The organism is Streptomyces sp. NPDC048196, from assembly GCF_040652715.1.
Taxonomy (GTDB): Bacteria; Actinomycetota; Actinomycetes; order Streptomycetales; family Streptomycetaceae; genus Streptomyces; species Streptomyces siderophoricus.
This window is the reverse complement of the sequence record NZ_JBEZMM010000003.1, coordinates 231,334-257,354: the sequence shown is the minus strand read 5'-3', so window position 1 is coordinate 257,354 and position 26,021 is coordinate 231,334. Positions and strand designations below refer to the sequence as shown.

The 26,021-nt window shown below is 72.5% G+C and carries 15 protein-coding genes and 5 pseudogenes; 11 read left to right on the top strand and 9 right to left on the bottom strand.

The window, feature by feature from the left end; translation table 11 throughout:
* Nucleotide 1: 1 nt before the first annotated feature.
* Both AB0E02_RS06565 and AB0E02_RS06560 read right to left on the bottom strand, forming a co-directional pair.
* A complete protein-coding gene (locus AB0E02_RS06565; RefSeq protein ID WP_362136671.1) occupies nt 2–1,171 on the bottom strand; it encodes a glycosyltransferase family 4 protein in 1,170 nt (389 codons plus the stop codon).
* 204 nt (nt 1,172–1,375) lie between these two features.
* A complete protein-coding gene (locus AB0E02_RS06560; RefSeq protein ID WP_362136804.1) occupies nt 1,376–2,308 on the bottom strand; it encodes a DUF3068 domain-containing protein in 933 nt (310 codons plus the stop codon).
* A gap of 377 nt (nt 2,309–2,685) precedes the next feature.
* Here AB0E02_RS06560 and AB0E02_RS06555 point away from each other — a divergent pair, with 377 nt between their 5' ends.
* Both AB0E02_RS06555 and AB0E02_RS06550 read left to right on the top strand, forming a co-directional pair.
* Nucleotides 2,686–2,832, top strand: a complete 147-nt coding sequence (locus AB0E02_RS06555) for a hypothetical protein (RefSeq protein WP_362136669.1) — start codon at nt 2,686–2,688, stop codon at nt 2,830–2,832.
* 52 nt (nt 2,833–2,884) lie between these two features.
* Nucleotides 2,885–4,150 (top strand): helix-turn-helix domain-containing protein, encoded by a 1,266-nt coding sequence (locus AB0E02_RS06550; protein ID WP_362136667.1) that lies wholly within the window; start codon nt 2,885–2,887, stop codon nt 4,148–4,150.
* A gap of 13 nt (nt 4,151–4,163) precedes the next feature.
* Here the strand turns inward: AB0E02_RS06550 and AB0E02_RS06545 are convergent, their stop codons facing one another.
* Nucleotides 4,164–5,120 (bottom strand): GntR family transcriptional regulator, encoded by a 957-nt coding sequence (locus tag AB0E02_RS06545; RefSeq protein WP_362136665.1) that lies wholly within the window; start codon nt 5,118–5,120, stop codon nt 4,164–4,166.
* A gap of 245 nt (nt 5,121–5,365) precedes the next feature.
* Here AB0E02_RS06545 and AB0E02_RS06540 point away from each other — a divergent pair, with 245 nt between their 5' ends.
* Nucleotides 5,366–6,964 (top strand): MFS transporter, encoded by a 1,599-nt coding sequence (locus tag AB0E02_RS06540; protein WP_362136663.1) that lies wholly within the window; start codon nt 5,366–5,368, stop codon nt 6,962–6,964.
* Here the strand turns inward: AB0E02_RS06540 and AB0E02_RS06535 are convergent.
* Nucleotides 6,957–7,580, bottom strand: coding sequence for a disulfide bond formation protein DsbA (locus tag AB0E02_RS06535; RefSeq protein WP_362136661.1), 624 nt, complete (start codon nt 7,578–7,580; stop codon nt 6,957–6,959). The genes AB0E02_RS06540 and AB0E02_RS06535 overlap by 8 nt on opposite strands.
* 127 nt (nt 7,581–7,707) lie before the next feature.
* Nucleotides 7,708–8,139, bottom strand: coding sequence for a MarR family transcriptional regulator (locus AB0E02_RS06530; protein WP_362136658.1), 432 nt, complete (start codon nt 8,137–8,139; stop codon nt 7,708–7,710).
* An 87-nt stretch (nt 8,140–8,226) separates the two neighbouring features.
* On the opposite strand from AB0E02_RS06530, the gene AB0E02_RS06525 reads away from it, so the two are divergent.
* From AB0E02_RS06525 to AB0E02_RS06495, 7 genes and pseudogenes are all read left to right on the top strand, one after another.
* Nucleotides 8,227–9,249, top strand: coding sequence for an NADP-dependent oxidoreductase (locus AB0E02_RS06525; RefSeq protein ID WP_362136656.1), 1,023 nt, complete (start codon nt 8,227–8,229; stop codon nt 9,247–9,249).
* 129 nt (nt 9,250–9,378) lie between these two features.
* Nucleotides 9,379–9,807 (top strand): organic hydroperoxide resistance protein, encoded by a 429-nt coding sequence (locus tag AB0E02_RS06520; RefSeq protein ID WP_362136654.1) that lies wholly within the window; start codon nt 9,379–9,381, stop codon nt 9,805–9,807.
* Between the two features lie 413 nt (nt 9,808–10,220).
* Nucleotides 10,221–11,222: a LacI family DNA-binding transcriptional regulator gene (locus AB0E02_RS06515; RefSeq protein ID WP_362136651.1), complete on the top strand. Its 1,002-nt coding sequence runs from the start codon at nt 10,221–10,223 to the stop codon at nt 11,220–11,222.
* A 955-nt stretch (nt 11,223–12,177) separates the two neighbouring features.
* Nucleotides 12,178–13,848 (top strand): annotated as a pseudogene (locus tag AB0E02_RS06510) (sugar ABC transporter ATP-binding protein); the annotation flags it as partial.
* 622 nt (nt 13,849–14,470) lie between these two features.
* Nucleotides 14,471–15,343, top strand: a pseudogene (locus tag AB0E02_RS06505) (ABC transporter permease); the annotation flags it as partial.
* A 419-nt stretch (nt 15,344–15,762) separates the two neighbouring features.
* Nucleotides 15,763–16,596: pseudogene (locus AB0E02_RS06500) on the top strand (D-ribose ABC transporter substrate-binding protein); the annotation flags it as partial.
* Between the two features lie 453 nt (nt 16,597–17,049).
* On the top strand, nt 17,050–17,988 hold the full coding sequence (locus tag AB0E02_RS06495; protein WP_362136649.1) for a ribokinase: 939 nt from the start codon (nt 17,050–17,052) through the stop codon (nt 17,986–17,988).
* Between the two features lie 357 nt (nt 17,989–18,345).
* Here AB0E02_RS06495 and AB0E02_RS06490 read toward each other — a convergent pair whose 3' ends face one another.
* The 4 genes and pseudogenes from AB0E02_RS06490 to AB0E02_RS06475 all read right to left on the bottom strand — a co-directional run.
* On the bottom strand, nt 18,346–19,017 hold the full coding sequence (locus AB0E02_RS06490) for a M15 family metallopeptidase (RefSeq protein WP_362136802.1): 672 nt from the start codon (nt 19,015–19,017) through the stop codon (nt 18,346–18,348).
* A 129-nt stretch (nt 19,018–19,146) separates the two neighbouring features.
* Nucleotides 19,147–19,767, bottom strand: a pseudogene (locus AB0E02_RS06485) (carbon-nitrogen hydrolase family protein); the annotation flags it as partial.
* A gap of 164 nt (nt 19,768–19,931) precedes the next feature.
* On the bottom strand, nt 19,932–21,200 hold the full coding sequence (locus AB0E02_RS06480; protein WP_362136647.1) for a pyroglutamyl peptidase: 1,269 nt from the start codon (nt 21,198–21,200) through the stop codon (nt 19,932–19,934).
* 486 nt (nt 21,201–21,686) lie between these two features.
* Nucleotides 21,687–22,316: pseudogene (locus AB0E02_RS06475) on the bottom strand (helix-turn-helix domain-containing protein); the annotation flags it as partial.
* A gap of 473 nt (nt 22,317–22,789) precedes the next feature.
* Here AB0E02_RS06475 and AB0E02_RS06470 point away from each other — a divergent pair.
* Nucleotides 22,790–25,831, top strand: a complete 3,042-nt coding sequence (locus tag AB0E02_RS06470; protein ID WP_362136800.1) for a glycoside hydrolase family 3 C-terminal domain-containing protein — start codon at nt 22,790–22,792, stop codon at nt 25,829–25,831.
* The last annotated feature ends 190 nt before the right edge of the window (nt 25,832–26,021 follow it).

Genomic DNA, 26,021 nt, shown 5'->3' with positions numbered 1-26,021 from the left:
CTCACCGCCCGGGGGACGCGCTGCGGAATGCCTCCGCGGCGACCGCGCGGAAGCTGCGGACGGTATGGCTCCACCGGAAGCGGGCGGCGCGCGCCTGTGCGGCGAGCCCCAGGGCGGTACGGTGCCGCGCACCCAGTGCGAGGGCGCACCAGTGCGCGGCGAAGGCGCTCTCCCCGCGGGCGAGCAGACCGGTGACGCCGTCCTCGACGGAATCCCGCAGTCCGGGGATGTCGAAGCCGAGCGCCGGGGTGCGCCGGGCGGCCGCCTCCATGACCACCAGGCCCCACCCCTCGACCAGCGAAGGGTGCAGCAACAGCCAGGCGGAGCAGAGCAGTTCGTGTTTGCGCCGTTCGGAGATCCGGCCGGTGAAGGTGACGCCGGGCCCGGCCAGTGCGGTCAGCCGGGCGCGTTCCGGCCCGTCGCCGACGATCACCAGCCGGCCGCCGGTCACCGGCCGGACCCGCTCCCACAGCCGCAGCAGCAGATCGATCCGCTTGTACTCGACGAGCCGGCCCATGGCCAGGAACAGCGGCTCGGGCGCCTTCGGGACCAGCGGCCCGGGTTCCTCCACGCCGTTGTGCACCAGCCGGATGCGGCCCGGGTCCACGCCCAGATCGTGCAGCGCGGCCGCGGTCGAGCCGGAGACCGCGACCATCAGGTTGCGGCGGTGCGCCCCGGCCAGTGCCCAGTGCTCCAGTTGGCGGCCCAGCCGGGCGGCCGGCCCCGGGTAGCGCATCCGCCACAGGTCCGTGTGGACGTGGTTGACCAGGCACAGCGTCGGTCCGTGGTGCCACAGCGGGGCGAGGTACGGCAGGCCGTTGCAGACCTCGACCAGCAGGTCGCAGCCGCCGACCCGGCGGTCCAGGTGGCGCGGCGCGCGCAGGAAGTGGCCGGCGTCGCCGCCCGCGGACACCACCCGGTACGTGCGGTCGGACGCGGGCCCGCCGCACACCAGGGTGACCTGGTGACCGTGCGCGGTCAGGCCCTCGGCGATCCGGTCCACCAGCAGCTCGGAGCCGCCGGCAGCCGGATTGCCCAGGTCGCGGCGGGCGAGGAAGGCGATCCGGCGGGGGGGCGGGGGCGGGCCGCCGGCGGCGGGACCGGCGGCCGTGGTCGGGGCGAGCGGCGGGGCGGGGCGGACGGGGGAAGCGGGCCGGACGTGTGGGGGCATGGGCGGATCCAACTCGTCTCAGGGTGCGGTACCGGTGGTGGGGGACGTACTGCGTGCTGAGTCGTGCGGCCGTGCTGCGCCATGGGGTGGACAGTTTTGGGCCGGGCCCCGGGGCGCGGCTACTCACCGGGGTGACAAAATCGGGCCCGTATTGAACTGACGGTTCATCACTTCATGCCGGGGCCCGGCACCCGCCGCGGCCTGTCACCTGCCCTCCGTGCGCCGCCGTCCGCGCGCCACCCAGAGCGCCCCGCCGGCCGTCAGCAGCCCGCCCGCCACCGCGGCGCCCACCGGCAGCGTCTCGCCCACCAGCGCCAGCTTGCCGCTGTCCGCCTCCGCCAGCCGCAGCTGCGCCCGCCGCGTCGCCGGCGTGAACCGCAGCCGCTCGCCGCGCAGCAGGGTCACCGCGTCGTGCCGTCCGCCGGGCGCCCGCAGCGTCTTGACCGGTGAGATCACCGCATCCACGATCCGGCCGGTGCGCTGCTCGGCGACCAGCTCGACACCGGAGTTGGCGTACCACTCCTCGGCCTGGACCTGGCCCTGCCGCGGCCGGCCGACCAGCCGCCCGGGGACCTCCCGGCTGCCGGTCCTGGTGGCCGGCACGGTCCCGGCGAAGCGGTAGAGCACGAGCCCCCCGGCCCGCCGCTCACCGGCGAAGCGGAGCGGGATCGCGCCGCCCAGCGTGTTGTCCCACCAGCGGTATCCGGTCCGCCGCAGATCGAAGGGGAACTTCAGGTAGGCATCGCCGTCGAAGCGGGTGGGGGCCTCGCCGCAGCAGTGCACCGGGGCGTTGCTGCGCCGGTCGGTGACCCAGCGCTCGGTGGTCCACTGGAACGCCCGGCGCGGATCCTTCAGGGCCAGCGTCTTCGGGGTGTCGACCGTGGTGGAGACGTCCCACACCGCCCGTCCGCTCTTCTCGCTCGCCGCGACGTCGCCCAGTACGTGCCGGGTCAGGGTGATCCGCTGCCGGTCCCTGGTGCGCAGGGCGTCGGTGTCGAAGTAGCTGCCGGTCCCGGTGAAGACGGTGGTGACGTCGACGTCGACCGGGGTGACCTTCGCCCGTGGCGTGACGTACCAGGTCAGCAGGGGTGCGAGGACGAGCAGGAAGACGCCGAGGCCGAGCAGCGCCAGGGACATCGGGGCGGCGGTGCGGGCGCCGGTGTCCGTGGTGGCGGGGGCCGGGGGCGGGGCGGAAACGGTGGTGGGCGAAGGCATACGGGCACTCCTGGAAGCGGTGGGGGATCACGCTCTGGTGCACGTGCGGAAGGGGCGGGCGGCCGTCCCGGGGAACGGTGCCGGACGGGCCGGGCGCCCATGGGCCGGGAACGTAAGGGAACTCTTGACAGACCGTCAATGCCCTTCCACACTCGGCAGTCACCACGACCGAGTGGTGCCGCGCTGTGGGACGCGGCACGAGCGGGACCCCGAATCGCACGCCGGGGCCGCGCCGTGTGCCGTACCGACCCGACGGAGACCGGTGAGGTCTCCGGTCCCGACGAAGGGCTCGCCGCGCCATGCACCGGATGCTCGCCGCCGCACTGACCGCGCTGACCGCCGCCGCCCTGGCCGTCGGCGCCGCGCTCGGTATCGTCGCGGCGCTCGACACCACCCCCGAACAGCCCAATGTGCCGCTGGTGACCTTCGACCGGGCCGGCGAGTAGGCGGCGGTATGCGCAACGCGGCCGGCCGCGGCGTACGAAGGAGGTCCTCGGCATGGTGACCGCCGTCCGCTCGGCCTGGCGGGACGTCCCGCCCTACCAGGTACGGCAGTTCGCCACCCTGGCGCTGGCGGAGGTGCCCACACTGGCCCAGGACATCCTGCGCGAGATCCGCCACGAGTATCCCCAACTGCCGTTGGTCCCGGACGAGTTCGGCGAACCGCGGGCGCTGGTCGGCATCCGCCAGTCGCTGGAGCACTTCGTCACGCACCTGACCACGGGACCGGACCGGCCGCACGTCCATCCGCGGGTCTTCCAGGAGTTCGGCCGCGGCGAGGGCGTCCAGGGCCGCAGCCTGGACGCGCTGCAGGCCATCTACCGGCTGGGCGTACGGCTGGCCTGGCGGCGGCTCGCCGAGATCGGCCAGCAGGTCGCCATCCCCGCCCCGGCGATGTACGAGCTCGCCGAGTCCGGCTTCGAGTACCTCGACGGGCTGGTCGCCGAATCCGTCCGCGGCTACGCCGAGGCCGCCGCCCGCCAGGCCGGGGAGCGGCTGCGGCAGCAACGCCGCCTGATGGAGCAGCTGTTCGGCCTCGCGGCCACCCGTACGCGACGCGGCGGGACCGGAACCGGAACGGCCGGACCCGGGTCGGCCGGAACCGGCGGGGTGCCGGCGGCGCTCGCCGAACGCGCCGCCCGGCTCGGCTGGCCGCTGCCCGAACGCGTCGCGGTCGCCGTCCTGCTGCGCCCGGACCGGGCGGCGGTGGCCCCCGCCGTCGCCCCGGACGTCCTGCTGGACATGGAGTGCGAACGGCCGCGGATGGTGGTGCCGGAACCGGACGCCCCGGGCCGGCGCGAGCTGCTGGGCCGGGCCGCGGCCGGCTGGTCGGGCGCGCTCGGCCCGGTCGTCCCCCTGGCGGCCGCCGCGCAATCGCTGCGCTGGGCCGGGGCCGCGGCGGACCTGGTCGAGGGCGGACTGCTGCCGGCCGGCGAACTGCTGCAGTGCACCGAGCACACCGAGGCACTGGTCCTGCTGCCGCCCGAGGAACTGATCGACGACCTCACCCGCCGCCGCCTCGCCCCCCTCGACGGCTGCGGCCCGACCCACGGCCGGCGGCTCGCCGAAACCCTGCTCGCCTGGCTGGAGACCCGGGGCGGCGCCCCGGAGATCGCCGCCCGGCTCGGCGTCCACCCCCAGACCGTGCGCTACCGGCTGCGCCAGATACGGGAGTTATGGGGCCCGGAGGTGGACGATCCGGACCGCCGCTTCGAACTGGAACTGGTCTTACGGGCGAGACGGCTCCGTGGGGAACTCAACTGAGTCCTCGGCCGGGTCAGGCGCTCTCTCCGCTGCCCTCGACCAGTACCGCCATGCCGTCCAGGAGGCGCGCCAGACCGAACTCGAACAGCGTCTCGTGGTTGAAGGAGTCCTCCGGCGAGCCGGACACCGCCGCGTACATGGGGTACGCACCGGACTGGAAAATGCCCTCGAACTGCGGCTCCAGCGAGGCCATCCACTGGTCCTGGTCCATCCCGGTCTCCTGCTCGGCCTCCAGGTCGTCCTCGAAACCGGCGGCGGTGGACATCACGAAACCCAGCAGCGTCACGGCCATGTGGAGCAGCGTCACCGGGGGCATCCCCTCGACCCGTCCCACGGTCCACTCGATCAGTGCCATCGCCCGCGGCATCGGCTGCGGCCGGCTGATCGACAGGTACTTCGCCAGCCACGGGTGTCGGCGGTAGAGCGCCCACTGCAGCCGGGCCCCGGCCTCCATCCGCTCGCGCCAGCCGTCCGGCGCCGGATCGGGCATTTCCACCTCCGTGAACACGGCGTCCGCCATCAGCAGCTCCAGCTCGTCCTTGCCGGCCACATGGCGGTAGAGCGCCATCGACGACACCCCGAACTCGGCGGCGACCCGGCGCATCGACAGCGCCCGCAGCCCCTCGGTGTCGGCGACCTTGATCCCGGCCCGGACGATCCGCTCCCGGCTCAGCCCGCCGTCCGCGTCCCGCGGCCGCCGCTCCCGCGGGGACGCACCGGGCGCCGTCCGCTGCTGGGGCTGCGGCTGCGGCTCGGCCACGACCGTCCCCACGCCCGGCACCGCCCGTACCACCCCCTCCTGGCGCAGCGTCGTCAGCACCTTCGTGGCGGTGGCCATCGCCACCCCCCATTCCTGGGTGATCCGCCGGGTCGACGGCACCCGGTCGCCCGGCGCCAGCTCGCCGGTGTCGATGCGGCGCCGGATCTCCGCGACGATCCGGCGGTAGGGCGGTGCGCTGGGCTGCGCCACGGGGTGGCCTCCTCCGTATTGGTGCCGTATCAGCTTGGTGCCGTATCAGCGCCCTCTCCGTGCCGTACTAGTGCACCAGGGCCTGTCCACTGGCGCCGACCCTAGCAGCGCGGGGCGCCACCGGCCCGTCACCTGCACCTCTTCCCTGGCGCGCACTAGGCAGGTGCACTAGTGTGATGCAGCTCCAATTCCCTTGGTGTGCCTGATGTTTGCACCGTAAGCCGCCCATGCTTACCGTGTCACCCATGACGTTTACCTCGTACACATCCCCCGCTCCCGCCCCCGAGCCGCGGGCCGGCCGCCGGGAGTGGATCGCCCTCGCCGTCCTCCTCCTGCCCTGCCTCCTGGTCTCCATGGACGTCTCGGTGCTCTACTTCGCGGTGCCGTTCCTGACCGCGCAGCTGGAACCGAGCAGCATCCAGCAGCTGTGGATTCTGGACGTCTACGGATTCGTCCTGGCCGGCCTGCTCATCACCATGGGCGCGCTGGGCGACCGCATCGGGCGCCGCCGGCTGCTGCTGTTCGGCGCCCTGCTCTTCGCCCTCGCCTCCGGGGTCGCCGCCTACGCCCGCAGCGCCGAAATGCTCATCGCCGCCCGGGCGTTGCTCGGTGTCGGCGGCGCGACCCTGATGCCGTCCACCCTGGCGCTGATCCGCAACCTCTTCCACGACGCCAAGCAGCGCGGCAAAGCCATCGCCATCTGGTCGGCCGCGACCATGGGCGGGATCGCGGTCGGACCGGTGCTCAGCGGGCTGCTGCTGGAGCACTTCTGGTGGGGCTCGGTGTTCCTGATCAACACCCCGGCGATGGTGCTGCTGCTGGTCTGCGGGCCGCTGCTGCTCCCGGAGTTCAAGAACCCGACGACCGGCCGCTTCGACCTGCCCGGCTCGCTGCTCTCCCTGCTCGCCATGCTGCCGATCGTCTACGGCATCAAGGAGATGGCCCGCAACGGCGTGTCCGTCCTGCCCGTCCTCGCCCTCGTCGTCGGCCTGCTGGCCGCCGCGGGCTTCGTCCACCGCCAGCGCACCGCCCGCCACCCCATGCTCGACCTCGAACTCTTCCGGCACCGCGGGTTCAGCGTCTCGGTGCTGATGAACCTGCTGGCGATGTTCGCGATCGTCGGCTGCGCGGTCTTCTTCACCCAGTACCTGCAGACCGTACGGGGGATGAGCCCGCTGGAGGCCGCGCTGTGGAACCTGCTGCCGACCCTCGCGGTGGGCGGTATGGCCGCGGTGGCCACGGCGCTCGGCCAGCGGATGGACCGGGCGCACGTCATCGCCCTCGGCTTCGTCCTCGCGGCCGGCGGCTTCGTCTGGCTCTCCTGGGCGGAGCCGGGCTCGGCGCTCTGGTACGTCCTGGTCGCCTCGTCCGTCTACGCCTCCGGCCTGGTGATGGTGGCGTCGCTCGGCAACGAACTGGCCCTCGGCGCGGCGCCCCCGGAGCGCGCGGGCTCAGCCTCGGCCGTGCTGGAGTCCGGCACCGAACTGGGCGGCGCGCTGGGCATGGCGCTCCTGGGCAGCATCGGCAGCGCCGTCTACCGCGGCCACATGGACGACGCCCTGCCGGCCGGCCTCCCCCAGGGCGCGGCCGACGCCGCACACGAGACGCTGGCCGGCGCCGCCGCGGTGGCCGCGCACCTCCCGGCGCAGGCCGGCCGGGCGGTGCTGACCGCGGCCCGCGCGGCCTTCACCGACGGCCTGCAGACGGCCGTGCTGAGCGCCGCGGGCGTGATGCTCTGCGCCGCCGTACTGTCCGTGGCGCTGCTGCGGGGCGTACGTCCGGCGCCCGCGGAAGCCCCGGCGGAAAGCGAGCCGGCCCCGGTCCCCTCAGGGACGGTCAGCTGAAGTCGAACTCGCCGGTGCGGGTGCGCTTGAGCTCGAAGAATTTGTCGTAACCGGCGAGGAGGCGGGCGCCGTCGAAGACCCGCGCCGCGTCCTCGCCGCGCGGGATCGCCATCAGCACCGGCCCGAAGAAGGCGACCCCGTCGATGTGGATCGTGGGCGTCCCGACGTCCTCGCCGACCGGGTCCATGCCCTCGTGGTGGCTCTTGCGCAGCGCATCGTCGTACGCGTCGCTCCCGGCGGCACGGGCCAGCCCGGCCGGCAGCCCGACCTCGGCGAGCGCCTCCTCGATGACGGCCGCGGTGTCCTCGCGGCCGTTGTTGTGGATACGGGTGCCCAGCGCGGTGTAGAGGTCGCGCAGCACGCCCTCGCCGTGCTCCTGGGCCGCCGCGATGCACACCCGCACCGGGCCCCACCCGGAGTCCAGCAGCTCGCGGTACTTCTCGGGGAGGTCCGTGCGGCCCTCGTTGAGCACGGACAGGCTCATCACGCGGAACCGCAGGTCCAGCTCGCGGTGCTGCTCGACCTCCAGGATCCAGCGGGAGGAGATCCAGGCGAACGGGCAGATGGGGTCGAAGTAGAAGTCGACGGAGTGGCGGGAGGCGCTGGGCTGTGTCATACCGCGACCCTAAGCCGCCACCGGCCCGCCCGCCCGGTCCACCTTGCCGCGGCGATCGTGGGCCACTTGCGCCCCTGCTCCTCGCCCACTACTGGTCTGTTCCGTATCTCCTCCCCCTCCTCCGCGTCTACTCCGCGGCGCCGCCCAGCATCCGCTGCAGCAGCTCCTTCAGCAGCGTGCGCTCGGCGATCGTGAGCTTGCCGAGCGGCTCGCGGGCGAAGTGCAACGACGTCCGCAGCGCCTCGGCGGTCCGCGCGCCCTCGTCCGTCGCGGCGGCGAGCTTGACGCGGCGGTCGTCCGGGTCGGGCCGGCGCTCGACCAGACCGCGGGACTCCAGGCGGTCCACGATGCCGGTGACGTTCGACGGCTCGCACTTCAGGCAGTTGGCGATCTTGCGCATGGGCTGCGGGCCGACCGCGAGCAGGCTGAGGACCCGGGCCTGCGTGCCGGTGAGGGAGTGCTCGGCCGCGGCGTGCTCGTACTCCTCGTGGTAACGGGCGACGACGGTGCCGATGAGATCGACGACCTCGACGGTCAAGGAGTCTGGACGCGGTGTCATGCGGACCAGGATAGCCGATTACTTGACATCATGAAATATCGAGTCCATGGTTGTTTCAGTACCTGAAGCATTAGGAGGATGGCTCTCATGTCCGCACTGCCCACGACCAGCCGCGAATGGCACCTCGTCGCCCGCCCGCACGGCTGGCCCACCCCGGAGGACTTCGCGCTGCGCGAGGCCGCGGTGCCCGAGCTCGCCGAGGGCCAGGTCCTCGTCCGCAACCAGCACTTCTCCGTCGACCCGTACATGCGCGGCCGGATGAACGACGTGAAGTCCTACGTCCCGCCCTTCCAGCTCGACGAGCCGATGGACGGCGGCGCGGTCGGTGAGGTCATCGCCTCCCGCGATGATTCCCTCGCCGTCGGCGACCACGTCCTGCACGGCCTCGGCTGGCGCGAGTACGCCGTCGTGGACGCCAAGCGGACCGCCAAGGTGGACCCGTCGCTGGCCCCGCTCACCGCCTACCTCGGCGTCCTGGGCATGCCGGGCCTGACCGCCTACGCGGGCCTGCTGGAGGTCGCGTCCTTCAAGGAGGGCGACGCCGTCTTCGTGTCCGGCGCGGCCGGCGCGGTGGGCAGCGAGGTCGGCCAGATCGCCAAGCTCAAGGGCGCCTCCCGGGTCATCGGCTCGGCCGGCTCCGACGAGAAGGTCAAGCTCCTGGTCGAGGAGTACGGCTTCGACGCCGCCTTCAACTACAAGAACGGCAACGTCACCCAGCAGCTGAAGGAGGCCGCGCCGGAGGGCATCGACGTCTACTTCGACAACGTCGGCGGCGACCACCTCGAAGCGGCCATCAGCGCCCTCAACGTCCACGGCCGGGTGGCCATCTGCGGCATGATCTCGATGTACAACGCCACCGAGCCGAGCCCCGCGCCGCGCAACCTCGCCATGGTCATCGGCAAGCGGCTGCGCCTCCAGGGCCTGCTGGTCAGTGACCACTCCGCGCTGCAGCCGCAGTTCGTCGAGGAGGTCTCCGCCTGGATCCGCTCCGGCGAGCTGAAGTACAGCGAGACCAAGGTCGCCGGCATCGAGCGCGGCGCGGACGCCTTCCTGGGCCTGCTCCGCGGTGAGAACACCGGCAAGATGATCGTGAGCCTGACGGAGGCCTGAGCGATCACCGGCGGCGGCCGCCGGGCGGCGAGCCCTCCTCGCCGTGCCCTTGCGCGGGCCCGTTAGGCTCGGCGGCAAGCCGTCGCGATCCGTGGGCGCGAGTCGCGGCGAACCACAGGAGGATTTCCTATGTCCATCCCTACCGTCGACGTCGTCTACACCGCCGTCGCCACCGCTGAGAACGGCCGTGACGGCCGCGTCGCCAGCGACGACGGCAAGCTCGACGTGGTCGTCAACCCGCCCAAGGAGCAGGGCGGCAGCGGCGCCGGCACCAACCCGGAGCAGCTGTTCGCGGCCGGTTACAGCGCCTGCTTCCAGGGCGCGCTCAGCGTCGTCGCCCGCCGGGAGAACGCCGATGTCTCCGGCTCCCGGGTGACCGCCAAGGTCGGCATCGGCAAGACCCCGGACGGCGCCTTCGGCCTCACGGTCGAGATCGTCGCCGCCATCCCCACGGTCGACGCCGCCACCGCCAAGGACCTCGTGGAGAAGGCGCACCAGGTGTGCCCGTACTCCCACGCCACCCGCGGCAACATCGACGTCAAGCTGACCGTCGCCTGACCGTCGTCTGATGGACCGCCGCGGCGGCGTCTCCTGCGGAGGTGTCTTCCGCGACGGCGATTCCCGTGTAACGGCGGTTCCGCGCACGTGCCAGGGGCCGCATCCCGGACCGACCCGGGGTGCGGCCCCTGTCGCATGCGGAGCCGGAGTTCTCCGGAGCCGGCGTTCTCCGGAGCCGGAGTTCTCTCACGTCACCGCTTCTCGAAGCCCTCGTACGACCTCGTAGCCCCCCGCGCTACAGCCCCCGCGCCACAGGCCCCCGTGTGACGTAGGTCACGCACACCGCACCTTGACGCACCCGCCATGTAATCGATTTCGTAGCCCTCACGACATCCCGTGAAAACGATTACACACGCAAGCGATCACAAGCGATCGCGAGCGATTACACCCACGAGCGGAACGGCAACGGCGCCATGGCGAACATCAAGGACGTGGCAGAGCGGGCAGGGGTCTCCGTGGCCACGGTCTCCCGGGTCCTCAACGGGCACAGCCCGGTCGCCGAGACCCGCGACCGGGTGCTCGCCGCCGTACGCGAACTGGGCTACCGCCCCAACAACGTCGCCCGCGCCCTGCGCACCGCCCGGACCGGCGCGCTCGGCCTGATCATCAGCGATCTGACCAACCCGTTCTTCACCGAGCTGGCCGACGCCGTCGAGGACGCGGCCCGCAGCCTCGGCTACAGCCTGGTCATCGGCAATGCCGGTGAACGCCCCGAGCAGCAGGACGACTACATCCGCACCCTGCTCGACCGCCGGATCGACGGGCTGCTGGTCAGCTCGGCCGGTACCGGTTCGGCGATGCTCAGCGAGGTCGTCGCCTCCGGCACCCCGCTGGTCCTGCTGGACCGCAGCGTCCCCGGCATCGACGCCCCCTGCGTACGCGCCGACGGCCGCGCCGCGCTCACCGAACTCGCCGGCCACCTCGCCGCGCTCGGCCGCCGCCGCCCCGCGATCATCGTCGCCCCGGCCGGCACCCCCACCGGCGACGAGCGCCTCGCCCTCTTCCGTACGGCGCTGGCCGACCACGGCATCCCGCTGCCCGACGAACGGGTCGGCGCCACCCCCGACCTCCAGCCCACCGGCGGCCGCCGGATGATGCGCGGCTTCCTCGACCTCCCCGAGTCACCGGACGCGGTCCTGGCCACCGACAACCTGATGGCGCTCGGCGCGCTGGACGAACTCCGCGCCCGCGGACTGCGGGTCCCCGACGACATGGCGCTGGTGGTCTACGACGACGTGCCCTGGTTCGCCCACACCGATCCACCGCTGACCGCCATCGCCCAGCCCACCCGCGAACTGGGCCGGGCCGCCGTCCGCACCCTGCTGGCCCGGATCGAGGGCCGGCCCGCCGAATCGGTACTGCTCCCGGCCCGCCTCGTGCCCCGCCGCTCCTGCGGCGAACCAACGGGCGGCTGACCCAGGGGCGGCTGACCCCACGGGCGCCTGACCCATGGGCGGCACGTACGCCTCCGACCCCGCGGCATCCCGCCCACCCGACCGTCTCCCACCTCCAGCACCCCGCCCCGACCCCGGGCGCTCCGCCCGTCCGACCGTCTCCGATCTCCGGCGCCTCGCCCCGACCGTTCCGACCCCGGCGCCTCGCCCGTCCGACCGTCTCCGATCTCCGGCGCCTCGCCCCGACCGTTCCGACCCCGGGCGCTCCGCCCGTCCGACCGTCTCCGATCTCCGGCACCCCGCCCCGACCGTTCCGAGCCGCGCCCCCCGCCCGTCCGACCATCTCCGATCTCCGGCACTCCGCCCCGACCGTTCCGACCGTCTCCGATCTCCGATCTCCGGCACCCGCCCGACCGTTCCGACCCCCGGCACCCGTCCCGACCGTCTCCGCCCCCCGGCGCCTCGCCTCGACCGACTCCGGTCCCAGGCACCCCGCCACCGACCACCTCCGACCGTCCCCCCGGTACTTCGTCTCCGAGGAGCACCCGAGGAACCACCCGAGCAGCCACACCACCAGCCAGATCGGCGGGCAGCACCACAGCCGTCGAGCCAGCGGCAGCCAGGCCAGTGAGAAGCCAGCGCCAGCAGTCAGCAACCGGCAACGAGCAACCGGCAACGAGCAGTCGCACAAGGACGAGAGGGGCAGCGCATGACCGGCGTCAACGACGACGTTCCGGACGGCATACCGGCCGACGTTCCGGACGGCATACCGGATGGTGTGTCGAACGGTCTACCGGCCGATGTGCAAGACGGCGCACCGGGCGACATACCAGCCGACGTTCCGGGGGGCGTACCGGCGGACGTGCCGGGCAGTGTGGCAGCCGGCCCGTCGGGTGGCGTTCCGGCCGATGTGCCGGGCAATGTGGCAGCCGGCCTGCCGGGCGGCGTTCCGGCCGACGTGCCGGGCGGCCGCGAACTGTTGCGCGTGGAGGGGGTGACCAAGTCCTTCCCGGGGGTGCGCGCGCTGGACGGCGTGGACCTGAGCCTGCGCGGCGGCGAGGTGCACGTACTCCTCGGTGAGAACGGCGCGGGCAAGAGCACGCTCATCAAGATGCTCTCCGGCGCCCACCGCCCCGACCAGGGCCGCATCCTCGCCGCCCCCGGGCCGGAAGGGCCCGACGCCGGCCCCACCACCGGGCCCACCAAGCCCGGCACCAGGCCCACCAGGCCCGGCACCAGGCCGCGCACCAAGGCCACCACCAAGCCCACCACCAAGCCCACCACCCGCGCCACCACCAGGCCCACCACCCGCCCCACCACCAGGCCCGACGCCCCGCCCGGCGGCGGTCTGCGTGAGGTGCACATCCGCTCGGCCCAGGACGCCGAGCGGCTCGGCATCGCCACCATCCACCAGGAGTTCACCCTCGTCCCCGGCCTGACCGTCGCCGAGAACCTCTTCCTCGGCCGCCAGCCGCGCACCCGCCTCGGCCTCATCGACAAGAAGGCGATGCGGGCCCGCGCCGCCGAACTGCTGCGGCGCGTACGCCTGGACGTCTCCCCGGACACCCCGGTCGCCGAACTCGGCATCGCCCGCCTCCAGATGGTCGAGATCGCCAAGGCGCTCAGCCTCGACGCCCAGGTGCTGATCATGGACGAGCCGACCGCGGTGCTCACCTCCGAAGAGGTCGAGACCCTCTTCGGGATCGTCCGTGAACTGCGCGACGCCGGCGTCGGGATCCTCTTCATCACCCACCACCTGGAGGAGATCGGCGCGCTCGGCGACCGCGTCACCGTGCTGCGCGACGGCCGCTCGGTCGCCCAGGTGCCGGCCTCGACCGGCGAGGACGAGCTGATCCGCCTCATGGTGGGCCGGGACATCGCCGAGCAGTACCCGCGGCAGCGCCCCGACCGGCCCGGCCCGCCGCTGCTGCGGGTCCGCGGTCTGACCCGCCACGGCCGTGGCACCGGACCGGTGTTCCAGGACGTCGACTTCGAGGTGCGGGCCGGTGAGGTCGTGGGCCTGGCCGGGCTGGTCGGCGCGGGCCGCACCGAGGTGGCCCGGGCCGTCTTCGGGGTGGACCCGTACGACGCCGGCACGGTCGAGATCGACGGCGAGCGGCTGGCCCGCGGCGACGTGCGTGCCGCGATGCGCGCCGGGCTCGGCCTCGTACCGGAGGACCGCAAGGGCCAGGGCCTGGTCCTGGACGCGTCCCTCCAGGACAACCTCACCCTGGCCCGGCTCACCCGCGACACCCGCGGCGGGCTGGTGGACCGCGGCGCCCAGCGACGCCGAGCGGCCACCGTGGCCGAGCAGTTGAAGGTCCGGATGAGCGGCCTGGCGCAGCCCGCCCGGACGCTCTCCGGCGGCAACCAGCAGAAGATCGTCATCGGCAAATGGCTGCTCGCGGACACCCGGCTGCTGATCCTCGACGAGCCCACGCGGGGTATCGACGTCGGCGCCAAGGTCGAGATCTACCGGCTCATCAACGAACTGACCGCGTCCGGCCGGGCGGTCCTGATGATCTCCAGCGACCTGCCGGAGGTGCTCGGCATGAGCGACCGGGTGCTGGTGATGTCCCAGGGCCGGCTGGCCGGTGAACTCACCGCCGAAGAAGCCACCCAGGACGCCGTGATGGAGCTGGCCCTCCAAACGACCCACGAGACGGACCACGGCAGTGCCCACGGCACGGACGGCGGGAGGGCCCACGACCCCGGCCGAGTCAAGGCCCACGAGACGGACCGCGCTACGGCCAACGGCACCGGCCGCGGTACCGCCCCCGGCACCAGCAGCGGTATGGCCCCCGGCACCGGCCGCGGTACGACATCCGGCACCGACCCCGAGACGGCCGACGACACCGACCACCGCACGGCTCACGACGCCGAACGCGGTACGACCTCCGATACGGACCGCGGCAGTGCCCCCGACACCGATCCCGGCACAGCCCACGACACCGATCCCGACACGGCCGACGGCACCGACCACCGCACGGCCCCCGGCACCGACCGCCACGGTGCCCATGACACCGACCACCGCACGACCCCCGGCACCGACCGACGCAGGTCCCCCGATACCGGCCACCGCAACCACCCCGACAAGAGCGCGATGGAGGGCTCCGATGTCCGCTGAGCTGATGTCCGCTGAGCTGAAGACAGGAGTCGCCGCCGAGGCGGCGGGACAGGCACCGGACCGGGGCCCGGGCGGCCGCCGGCCCGCGGAGTGGTTCTCCCGGGCGGTCCTCAAAAACGGCCCGCTCGGTGGCCTGGCCGCCCTGGTCGTGGTGATGGCCGCGCTCTCCAAGGACTTCCTCAACGGCCAGAACCTCCTCAACGTCGGAGTCCAGGCATCGGTCACCGCGATCCTCGCCTTCGGCGTCACGTTCGTGATCGTCTCGGCCGGCATCGACCTGTCCGTCGGATCGGTCGCCGCGCTCGCCGCCACCGTCGTCGCCTGGGCCGCCACCGGCCAGGGCCTGCCCGTCTGGATCGCCGTACTGCTCGGCCTCGCGGTCGGCGCGGGATCCGGATTGCTCTCCGGCGCACTGGTCGCCTACGGCAAACTGCCCGCCTTCATCGCGACGTTGGCGATGCTGTCCGTGGGCCGCGGTCTGGCCCTGGTCATCTCCGGCGGCTCGCCGATCCCCTTCCCTGCCTCGGTCAGCAGGCTCGGTGACACCCTCGGCGGCTGGCTGCCGATACCGGTGCTCGTCATGATCGGCATGGGGTTGGTCGCCGCACTGATCCTGGCCCGTACGTACGCCGGCCGCGCGATGTTCGCGATCGGCGGCAACGAGGAGGCGGCCCGCCTCTCCGGCATCCACGTCAAGCGCCGCAAGCTCGTGATCTACGCGCTGTCCGGGCTGTTCGCGGCGGTCGCCGGCATCGTGCTCGCGGCCCGCCTCACCTCCGCCCAGCCCCAGGCGGCCACCGGCTACGAACTGGACGCGATCGCGGCCGTGGTGATCGGCGGGGCCAGCCTCTCCGGCGGCTCCGGCAAGGCATCCGGCACCCTCATCGGCGCCCTGATCCTGGCCGTACTGCGCAACGGCCTCAACCTGCTGAGCGTTTCGGCCTTCTGGCAGCAGGTGGCCACCGGCCTGGTCATCGCCCTCGCGGTGCTCCTGGACACGCTGCGCCGCCGGAGCACCCGATGAGGGCGGGGGCGGGGGCGGGGGCATGGGCGTGGACGTGGGCGCGGACGTGGGCGCAGGCAGCCGGAAAGGGTGCCCGCGGGGATGCCCAGAGCAGTGCTCATGGGGATGCTCGCGGGGATGTCCCTCGGGATGCACGTGGGGATGCCCGGAGGGACGCCCGTGGGGACGCCCGTGGGAATGCCCGAAAGGGTAGTGGCGGGGACCCCCGCGGGGAGGTCCGGCGGGACGCCCGGAGGGATGCACGCGGGGAGGTCCGGCGGGACGCCCGGAGGAGTGCTCATGAGGATGCTCGTAGGGGCACTCATGGGCGTGCCCGTAGCGGGAGAATGCGCGCGATGGCGATGGCGGTGGCCGCGACCCTCACGGTCGCCCTCGCGCTCACCGGCTGCGACCGCGGCGGCAACACCGACCTGGGCCTCGCGCTGTCCACGATGAACAACCCGTTCTTCGTCGGCATCAAGAAGGGCGCACAGGCCGAGGCCGACGCCCGCGGGCTGCACATCAACATCACCGATGCCCAGAACGACCCCACCCAGCAGATCAACCAGATGGAGACGTTCACCAGCCAGAACGTCAAGGCCGCCATCATCAATCCGGTCGACTCGGACGCCGCCGTCCCGGCCGTCGGCGTCGCCAACCGCGCGAAGGTGCCGGTCATCTCCCTCGACCGCGGCGTCAACGGCGGCGCGGTCGGCTCGACCATCGCCTCCGACAACGTCGCCGGCGGCCGGCTCGCCGCGAAGACGCTGGCCGAATCGCTCGGCGGCAAGGGCAAGGTGGCCTTCCTCGAAGGACAGCCCGGCACCTCCGCCGCCCGCGAACGCGGCCGGGGCTTCGAGGAGGGCCTGAGGAAGTACCCCGGCATCCAGGTCGTCGCCCGCCAGCCTGCCGACTTCGACCGCACCAAGGGCATGGACGTGATGACCAACATGCTCCAGGCCCACCGCGACCTCGCCGGGGTCTTCGCCGCCAACGACGAGATGGCGCTCGGCGCCGCCAAGGCGCTGGGCGGCCGGTCGGGCAAGGACGTCAAGGTGGTGGCGTTCGACGGCACACCCGATGGCATCACGGCCGTACGCAACGGCACCCTGACCGCCACCATCGCCCAGCAGCCGGAACTCCTCGGCAAACAGGCCGTGGACTGGGCCCTGAAGGCCGCCCACGGTGAGAAGCTGCCGCAGTCGGTCAAGGTCCCGGTGGTACTCGTGACCCGCAAGAACGCGGCCACGTTCGACGGCGGATGAGCCCGACGGCGGATGAGGCCACCCCACCCACAGCCCCGACACAGACCCAACACAGGCGCCGGCCCACTCAACACGCCAGACGGCAACGACAGGCACTACAGCAACACCACACGCGACAGGCACTACAGCCACACCACACACGACAGCGACAACAGCCAGGGGACAGCAACACACGGGAAACGACACGCCCCACCCACATGCCACAGCCCCACGCCCCAACCCCACGCGTGTCAGCAACAACCTCGACAGCAACAACGTCGACTGCAACACCCTGACTGCAACGCCCAGGCACAACACCTCGACTCCAACAACACGACCAACGCACCACACAACCAACGCACACAGCTCAACGCACCACAGCTCAACGCACCACACACACGAGATCAGAAGGAGAGCGGCGCATGGACAGCCATCGGCAGCACCGGGCGACGCTCGGAAACGGGAGAACGGCGCATGTATGACGTCCTGGTGGTCGGCTCGGCCAACGCGGATCTGACGGTACGGGTCGAGCGGCGACCCGGCGCGGGGGAGACCGTGCTCGGCACGGACCTGGTCGAATCGGCCGGTGGCAAGGGCGCCAACCAGGCGGCCGCCGCGGCCCGGATCGGCGGGCGCACCGCGCTGCTGGCCCGGGTCGGCGGCGACGCCTACGGTGAACTGCTGCTGCACGCCCAGCGCGAGGCGGGCACCGACGTCACGCCGGTCATCGTGGACGAGACGGCCCGCACCGGCACCGCGATGATCATCGTCGATCCGGACGGCGACAACAGCATCGTCGTCTCCCCGGGCGCCAACGCCGCCCTCACCCCGCAGGACGTGGCCGCGGCGAAGCACACCATCGCTGCCTCCGCGGTGGTCTCCCTCCAGCTGGAGATCCCCATGGAGTCCGTACGGGCCGCCGCGGCCACCGCCGAACAGGCCGGAACCCGCGTCGTCCTCAATCCCTCCCCGGCACCGGAGGCGGCCCTGGCCCCCGAACTCCTCGCGGTGGCCGACCCGTTGGTGGTCAACGAGCACGAGGCCCGCCAGCTTTCCGGCCGCGCCGACGGCACCCCCGCCGAGTGGGCTGGGGCACTGCGCGACCAGGGTGCCCGCTCCGTCGTCGTCACCCTCGGCGGCGACGGCGCGCTGGTCCTGGACGCCTCCGGAGCCACCGAGGTGCCCGGCGTACGCGTCAAGGCCGTGGACACCACCGGCGCCGGCGACGCCTTCACCGGTGCCCTGGCCACCCGCCTGGCCCGCGGCGACACCCTCCCCGAGGCCGCCCGCTTCGCCGTACGGGTCGGAGCCGCAGCAGTCACCAAGCCGGGCGCCCAGCCGTCCTACCCGACCCGCGCCGAACTGGAAGCCATGGTCCCGGAAACCGCCCAGGACGCGAGTGACGGCAACTAAGGCGCGCGCCGGCGTGCAGCCACGTCCCCGGGCCTTGCCAGCGTGAAGCCTGAAGGCACCGCCTCCGGTCTTGCCGGCCGGAGGCCACGGTGCCGGCCTTGTCCGTGTGCGGCCACCGTCCCCGGCCGCGCCGGCCTGGGGTCACGCCCCCCGGCTTGTCGGCCTGCGGCCACCGTCCCCGGCCTTGCCGGGGATGCCCCGGCCCCCTCCCGGCACGGCATGCCCGGGCGACCGACTGACGCCTGCCCTCCGCTACCTCTACCTCTCCTTGCTACCCCTCCCTCCTTACCCGTCCCTTATTGCCTGCCCGTCGCTACCTCTCCTTTGCTCCTCTCCTTTGCTACCGATCCTTTGACATCACCCCTTTGACACCACCCCGTTCGCCCCTTCCTCCCTCAGCTCCTTCGGTCCGTACAGCGCATGGTCCGCGCCCGTCGCCAGTGCCCAATAGCGGTCGCCGTAGGACCAGTGCCACCACTCGGTCGGATAGTTGACCAACCCGGCGCCGGTGAGCGCGGCGCTCACTATGCGGCGGTGCTCGCGCGCCGCGGGGGAGAGGCCCGGCGCGCCCGTGTAGCAGGCGCCGTCGCTCTCCTCGGGGGAGGCGTTGATCGGCGTCCCCATATCGACCTCTTCGCCGTCGGCGGTGACGAGCGTGAGGTCCACCGCACCGCCCGCGCTGTGCGGCGCTATCTCCGGCGGGGACACATACCGGCTGGCGGCCTCATGGACCCGTGCCCCGTCCCAGTCCGGGTGCGCGGCGCGCAGTTCGTCCGCGTACTCCTCGAAATAGCGTCGCTGGAGGCCCGGTGGGCGGTACCCCTCGACGAACTGCAGCCGCAGCCCGTCCGGCAGCGCCCGCTGCGCTTCCAGCAGCCGCCGCAGCACCCCCTCCCGCAGATGCGCGAACGCGCCCGGCTCGTCGTGGCGGTCCGCGGCCACCAGCAGGCCGGGCGCCGCGGACCGCACATCCACCAGCGGCTCACCGCACTCCTCGACCGGTATCGCCGCCACCGCCGGGTCCGACATCAGCGTGATCCGGTCACGGACGTCGCTCACCACCAGCTCCGCACCGTCGCCCGGCACCGGCGCGGTCCACTCGGCGGCCACCGCCACCCGCTCACCCGATGGCAGCCAGACTCCGCTCAGTCCGCACGCCGGCCCGGGACTGCCGACCTCCATCCCGTTGGCGAGCACGACGAGGAGCCCGTGCTCACGCGCCATCTCGCCATACCGCCCCACACGCTCCGCCGAATCGTGGAAGGCGCTGGAGAGATACACCCGGCAGCCGTCCGCCGCGGCCCGCGCCGGCACCTCGGGGAAGCTGTTGTCGAAGCACGTCGCCAGCCCGAACCGGATCCCGCCGAGGAAGAAGCGCCCCTCAGTGCTGCCCGGCGCGAAGACCTTGCTCTCGTCATCGGACACGTGGATCTTGTCGTAGCGGGTCAGCAGGGCGCCGTCCGGTCCGTAGACGAACGAGGAGATCGTCGGCCGGCCACCGGGCTCCACGGCCCGGCCCGCAGCGTTCACCACCGCCGCCACCCCGCTCGCCCGGCAGGCGTCCCGGACCGGCGTCAGCCGGGCATCGTCGGGAGCGACCGTCAGCCGGTCCGGATCAGCCGCTATGAGCCGCAAGTCGTAGTGGGTCAGGGCAAGTTCGGAAAAGACCACCAGGCCGGCGCCATGGCTGGCGGCCTCGCCGATGAGCGTGGCCATCCGTGCGGCGTTGGCCTCGATATCCCCTGGCACGGGGGCGAACTGTGCGGCTGCGGTGATCATTCCCCCATGATGCCCGCCGCGGCCCCGACGCGTGCGGGCCTGTGGATAACTCTGCACAGGCCCGATCGCGCCGGCTGTCCGCACCCGCTCGCCCCCTCGTTTCGCTACGAGTCCTTTTGCTACGAGTCCTCTCGCTACCAGTCCTCTCGCTACGAGTCCTTTTGCTACGAGGTGCCGGCCTCAGCACCGCCCGCCGAGTCGGCAGCCGAGTCGGCCGCCGATTCGGCAGCCACCGTCACGATCTCCCGCACCTGCTGAGTGATTGCCACCCGGTTCTGCACCAGGACCGGATCGGTGACCTGCCCGTTCGCCGGATCCGTGTTGTCGGGCCCGAACTCCAGGACAGGGGTGTGCAGATGCCCGCCCGGCAGCGTCGGGCGCCCGACCGCATCCCGCAGCAGCGTCGCCCGATAAGCGATCTCATTGGACAGGTAGTCCCCGCCGCCCCCGGCCCGGGCGGTCGACCCCGGAGTCGGCCCGTCCGGCCGCTCGACCGGCGCCGTGCCGCCCGCCGGGATCTCCGTCACGGCGGTGTGATCGACCACCGGGTACGGCCCGGTACCGGCCGCCACGATCCGCGCGTACGGCAGGCTTGTGGTCGTCCACTGCGGCTGCGGCGTAACGGTCGGTACGCCGGGCGGAATCGGCACGGTCTCGGTACGCGACGCCCGCACATTGTCCGGATAGCCGCCCCGCCAGGCCCCGTTGGTCCGCTCCACGTCGAACCGTCCCGGCCGCCCCTGGCTGATCGTCGTGAACAGGTCCACCTGTCGCGACCCGCGCCGGAAATACGGTGCCAGCGTGTGTTCCACCGTCCCCTGCGCGAAATCGGCCCACCGTACGGGGAAGACCGCGGCCTCGATCCGCGCCGGCTCACCCGACGCGGTCCGTATCGTCGTCCCGTCCAGCGCGAGCGCGGCCGCTCCCGACGGATTGCTCCGCCGTGGATCGGCATCCAGCTGGAACGGGTCGAATCCGGTCACCACGATCCGCAGCAGGCGCTTGCCCGCAGGCAGCTCGATCGAGTCCTGGCCCCGCGAACCGCGCTCCAACGAACCGAACAGCGCCTCCCGTTGGGCGGCCGACAGGTCAAAGCCCGGCCGCCACTGCCGCAGCTCCTTCGACATCCCCAACCGCGCCCAATACAGCGGGCGGTCGTCGTCCCGACTGAGATCACCCCCCGCGGCCCCGCGCCCCTGCGTCCGGTCCACGGCACGCCGCCACAACGCCCGCCCCTCCGCCTCCACATACCGCCTGGCCTGCGGATACGTACTCAACCGCGCCAGCCCGCGCGCGAACTCCCGCGGCCATACGGCAAACCCACTGCGCCGCAGGATCTCCTGAGGGGCGGCCTCCGTCAGTCGGCCCTCCTCCACGGTGAGGTCCGTCGTCGTAGCCGTACCGGCGGCGGTTGTGGGTCTCGCGGAAGACATGGGGGCTGCGGGGGATATGGATGTTAGGGAAGTTATGGAGGCGGAGGTGGCAGTGGCAGTGGTGGCGGTCGTTGTGGTTGACGGGGTTGCCGGGGTCGCTGCGGCCGATGGGGTGGGAAGGGACAGCGGAACGGCGGCCAACAGCGCGACACCGAGAGTGCCCAGCCGAGCAGTTGAGCGCCCGGCGCACGCCATGCGTGAGGGGTTGAAGAGCGATCTCATGGGGCGAGTAAAGCGGGGGCGCGGGGTGCGACGGTAGAGGGCGGGTGCATGGCCCGGCGCGGCCCGTCCCACCCGTCACGTCCTCCGGCGGGTGCCTTCTCCGTTGCCCGCCTCGTTTCTCGTGCTGTCGCCCGTGCTGGCGCTCGTGCCGTTACCCGGGCTGTCGCTCGGGCTGTCGCCTGTCCCATCGCCCGTGCTGGCGCTCGTCCCGTCGCCCGTGCCGACGCTCGCGCTGTCGCCTGTCCCATCGCTGGTCCCCTCGCCCTCCCCGCCCCGGAGCAACGCCACAAAGTCCCGGAACGCCGCGGGCATATCGACGTTCTCCGGGTCCAGCAGCCACTGGAGTTGGAGCCCGTCCATCACCGCGACCAGCAGCGGAGCCGCGCGCTCCGGCGTCAGGCCGCCGGGCAGCCGGTCCCCGAACTCGGCCCGCAGCGCCGCCGCCATCGCCGCGCGTACGGTCCGGAAGCGGGACTCGAAGAAGGCGCGGGCCGGGTGGTCCTCGGTGACGCTGTCGGCGGACAGGACGGTGTAGGTCTGGACGATGCCGGGGCGGGTGGCGTTGTAGTCGACGAGCTGGGCGAGCGTGTCGGTGCGCCAGGTGCCGGACGCGGCGGCGGACGAGGCCAGATCCCAACGGTCGCGCGCCTCCAATACACCCACCAGCAGTAGCTCCTTGGTGGGGAAGTGGTGCAAAAGCCCCTGCTGGGTCAGCCCGGCACGCTCGGCAACGGCGGCCAGCGAGGTGCGGCGGTAGCCCCGCTCGGCGATGAGTTCCACGGCGGCCTCCAGGATGGCCTCGCGCCGCTCCGCGCGCTGGGCCTCCCGTCCGCCGCCGCCCCGCCGTGGTCCCGTCCGACCGTCGCGGGAGGCGCCCCGATCTCGTGCTGTCACCGGCCGAGCGTAACCCCGGGGTGGAGAACTCGTACGGGCAAGGTAACGGACAGGTCACAATGCCTACCGTTCGGAAGGTTGGGCGATCAGAATCCGGCCAGGAGTCACATGAAGTCCGGGGTCAGTAGGTCCCATAGATCCGACAGGTCCCACAGCTCAACAGTCCAATAGCCCCGCAAGCCCCAACAGCCCCGCAGGCCCCAGAAGGCCCAACAGGTACAACGGCCCCCGCCAGCCCCCCACAGGCCCAACAGGACCAGCCAACAGCGAGACCGGAGAGCTGTATGACCGACGCCCAGTCAGACCGCCCGTCCCGCGACACCGCCCCCGCCCAAGCCTCCACTCGTGCGGACGCACACCCCGAGATGCACGCCGACGCCCTCACGGAGGCATCCGGCGGGATGCACGCCTGCGACGACACGAAGGCATACGGCGAGATGCACCCCGCCGAACATGCGAAGTCATACGGCGAGATGCACCCCGACCAACACGAGGATGCACTCGCAGGCGAACACGCCGCGGCCGTCGAGCGGGCGCTCACCGCGCTCGACCTCGACACCAAGGTCCGGCTGCTGTCCGGTCAGGACATGTGGACCCTGCCGGCCGTCCCCGAGATCGGCCTGCGGTCGCTGGTGATGTCGGACGGTCCCATCGGCGTCCGCGGCCAGCACTGGAGCGCCGAAGACCCCTCGGTCGCCCTGCCCAGTCCCACCGCCCTGGCCGCCACCTGGGACCCCGAACTTGCCCGCCGCGCCGGGCACCTGCTCGCCCAGGAGGCGCGTCGCAAGGGCGTAGACGTCCTCCTGGCGCCGACCGTCAATCTGCACCGATCCCCATTGGGCGGCCGCCACTTCGAGTGCTACTCGGAAGACCCGCTTCTCACCGGCGCGATCGGTGCCGGATACGTACGGGGGGTGCAGGAAGGCGGCGTCGCCACCACGGTGAAGCACTTCGTCGGCAACGACGCCGAGACCGACCGGCTCACCGTCGACAACCGCATCGCTCCCCGCCCGCTCCGCGAGCTGTACCTCGCGCCGTTCGAGCACATCGTCACCCACGCCCGCCCCTGGGGCATCATGACCGCGTACAACCAGGTCAACGGCTCGACGATGACCGAACACCGCTACCTCGTCCAGGACGTCCTGCGCGGCGAATGGGGCTTCGACGGCTGCAACGTGTCCGACTGGACAGCCGCCCGTGACACCGTTCGGGCGCTGCGCGGTGGCCTGGACGTGGCGATGCCCGGCCCGCACACCGTCTACGGCGCACCGCTGGCCGAAGCTGTCCGAGCCGGCGAGGTGGCCGAAAACGAGGTGGACGACGCGGTCCGCCGCGTACTCCTGCTCGCCGCTCGTACGGGATGCCTCGCGGGCGTACCAGCCGCCGTCGCCCCGGCCGACGTTCCCCCGTACGTCGACGGCCCCGCGATGGCCCGCGAAATCGCCCGACGCGCCTTCGTCCTCCTCCGCAACGAGCCGGTCGGCGGTGAACCGCTGGCCGACGCGCCGGTAGCGGACAAACCAGCAACCCAGGCGTCGGCAACCCATGTGTCGGCAAACCAGGCTTCGCCGGCCCATGCGTCGGCAACCCAGCCTTCGGCGCCCCATGCGTCGGTAGCCGAGAAACCGGGACCCCACGTATCGGACGGCCATGAGACGCCAGCCCACGAAGCGGAAGGCCATGATCCGGCAGCCCACGCATCGGACGGCCATGAAACGCCAGCCAACGCATCGGAAGGCCACGAACCGGCAGCCCACGAATCGAAAGGCCACGAACCGGCAGCCCACGAAGCGGTGATCGGTGAGGTAGTGATGGTCGGTGAGGCAGTGATGGGCGGTGAGGCGGTGACCGCCCGACCAGTGGGCGCCGCCCACCGGGTACTGCCCCTCGACGCAACGGCGATCCGCTCCCTCGCCGTGATCGGAGCCACCGCGCGCGACGCCCGCGTCCTCGGCGGCGGATCCGCGACCGTCTTCCCCGACCGGATCATCGCCCCGCTGGACGGCCTACGCGCGGCCCTGCCCGACGACGTCGAGGTCACCTTCGCCGTCGGCGCCGACCCCCGCACCCGGATCCCGCACGCCCGTGCCGGGTTCACCCTGCACGCCCGCTACCTCGACGCGAACGGCAACCTCCTGGCCGAAACTCCGCAGTTCGACGGGAAGGTGCAGGTGATGGGCCGCTTCCCGGACGGCGTCACCCGGCACAACCTCAGCGCCGTCGAACTGACCGGCAGCTACACCCCGCACCTCGGCGGCACCCACACCTTCGCCGTCGCGGGCACCGGCGCCCTCCGGCTGACCGTGGGCGGCACGGTCCTCTTCGACGACACCGTCGCACCCGAGGGCAGCGACCCCTTCGAGGCGTTCATGAAACCCGCCGAGCAGCAGGTGACGGCGGAACTGGCAGCGGGGGAGCGGGTCGACGTCACCCTGCGGTTCGTACCGCGCAGCCTCGGGCTGGGCGAGGGGCTGGACGCGCTGAACTTCACCCTCGGCCACAGCGCGCCCCAACTCGACGCGGACGCCGAGATCGAGGAAGCGGTCCGCGTCGCGGCCGCCGCCGATGTCGCGGTCGTGGTCGTCGCGACGACCGAAGAGGTCGAGTCGGAGGGCTTCGACCGTCGCGATCTCCGGCTTCCCGGCCGCCAGGACGAGCTGGTCACCCGCGTCGCCGCGGTCAACCCGCGCACCGTTGTCGTGGTCAACTCCGGCTCCCCGGTGGAACTTCCCTGGCGCGAGCAGGTAGCCGCCGTCCTACTGAGCTGGTTCCCGGGACAAGAGGCAGGCGCCGCACTCGCCGACGTCCTGCTCGGGACCCATGAGCCCGGCGGCCGGCTCCCCACCACCTGGCCGGCCCGCCTCGACGATGCGCCGGTCACCACGGTCACCCCCACCAACGGGCAACTCACCTACTCCGAAGGCCTGTTCATCGGCTATCGCGCCTGGCAACGGTCCGAGTCCCTCCCCACCCCCGCCTACCCCTTCGGCCACGGCCTCGGCTATACCGACTGGGAGTACGAGTCCCTGGACACCACCCCCGACTCGGTACGCGTACGCCTCCGCAACACAGGCCCCCGCCCCGGCCGCGAAGTCATCCAGATCTACCTGGCCCCCACCCCCACCCCCACCCCCACGCCCACGCCCGCGACGCCGAACGGGCCTGAGCCCACCCCGCCGGCGCCCGCCCACGCCACTCCACCCACCCCGCCCACCCGGAACGGCACCGAGCCCGCCCCGTACACCGCCACGTCCGGCACCGGCCCTGCTCCGACCTCGACCGTCGACGCCACCCGGGAGGCACCCGAACGACCGGCCCGCTGGCTGGTCGGCTTCGCCGTCGTCGAGGCTGGTCCCGGCGAGAGCACCGAGGCTGAAATCCCGCTCCCGGACCGTGCCTTCGAGATCTGGGACGAGGAGGCAGGCGGCTGGCGCCGAATCAAGGGCGTCTACACCGTCGAGGCGGCCCACAGCCTCACCGACCGCCGCCTCACAGCGGAGGTCACCGCCGCCTGACAGCCAGGGCCGGTCATCGCCGCCTGACAACCCCGGTCGCCGCCACCTGCCAGCCAGAGCCGGTCACTGCCGCCTGACTCAAGCCCCCGAGCCTGGGCCCCCGCCTCTCTCCCCCGGGCCTTGTGCCGACAGAAGAAGACAGAAGGCGACAGATGGCGACGACCAGTGGGCGATGAGAAGACCGCGACCG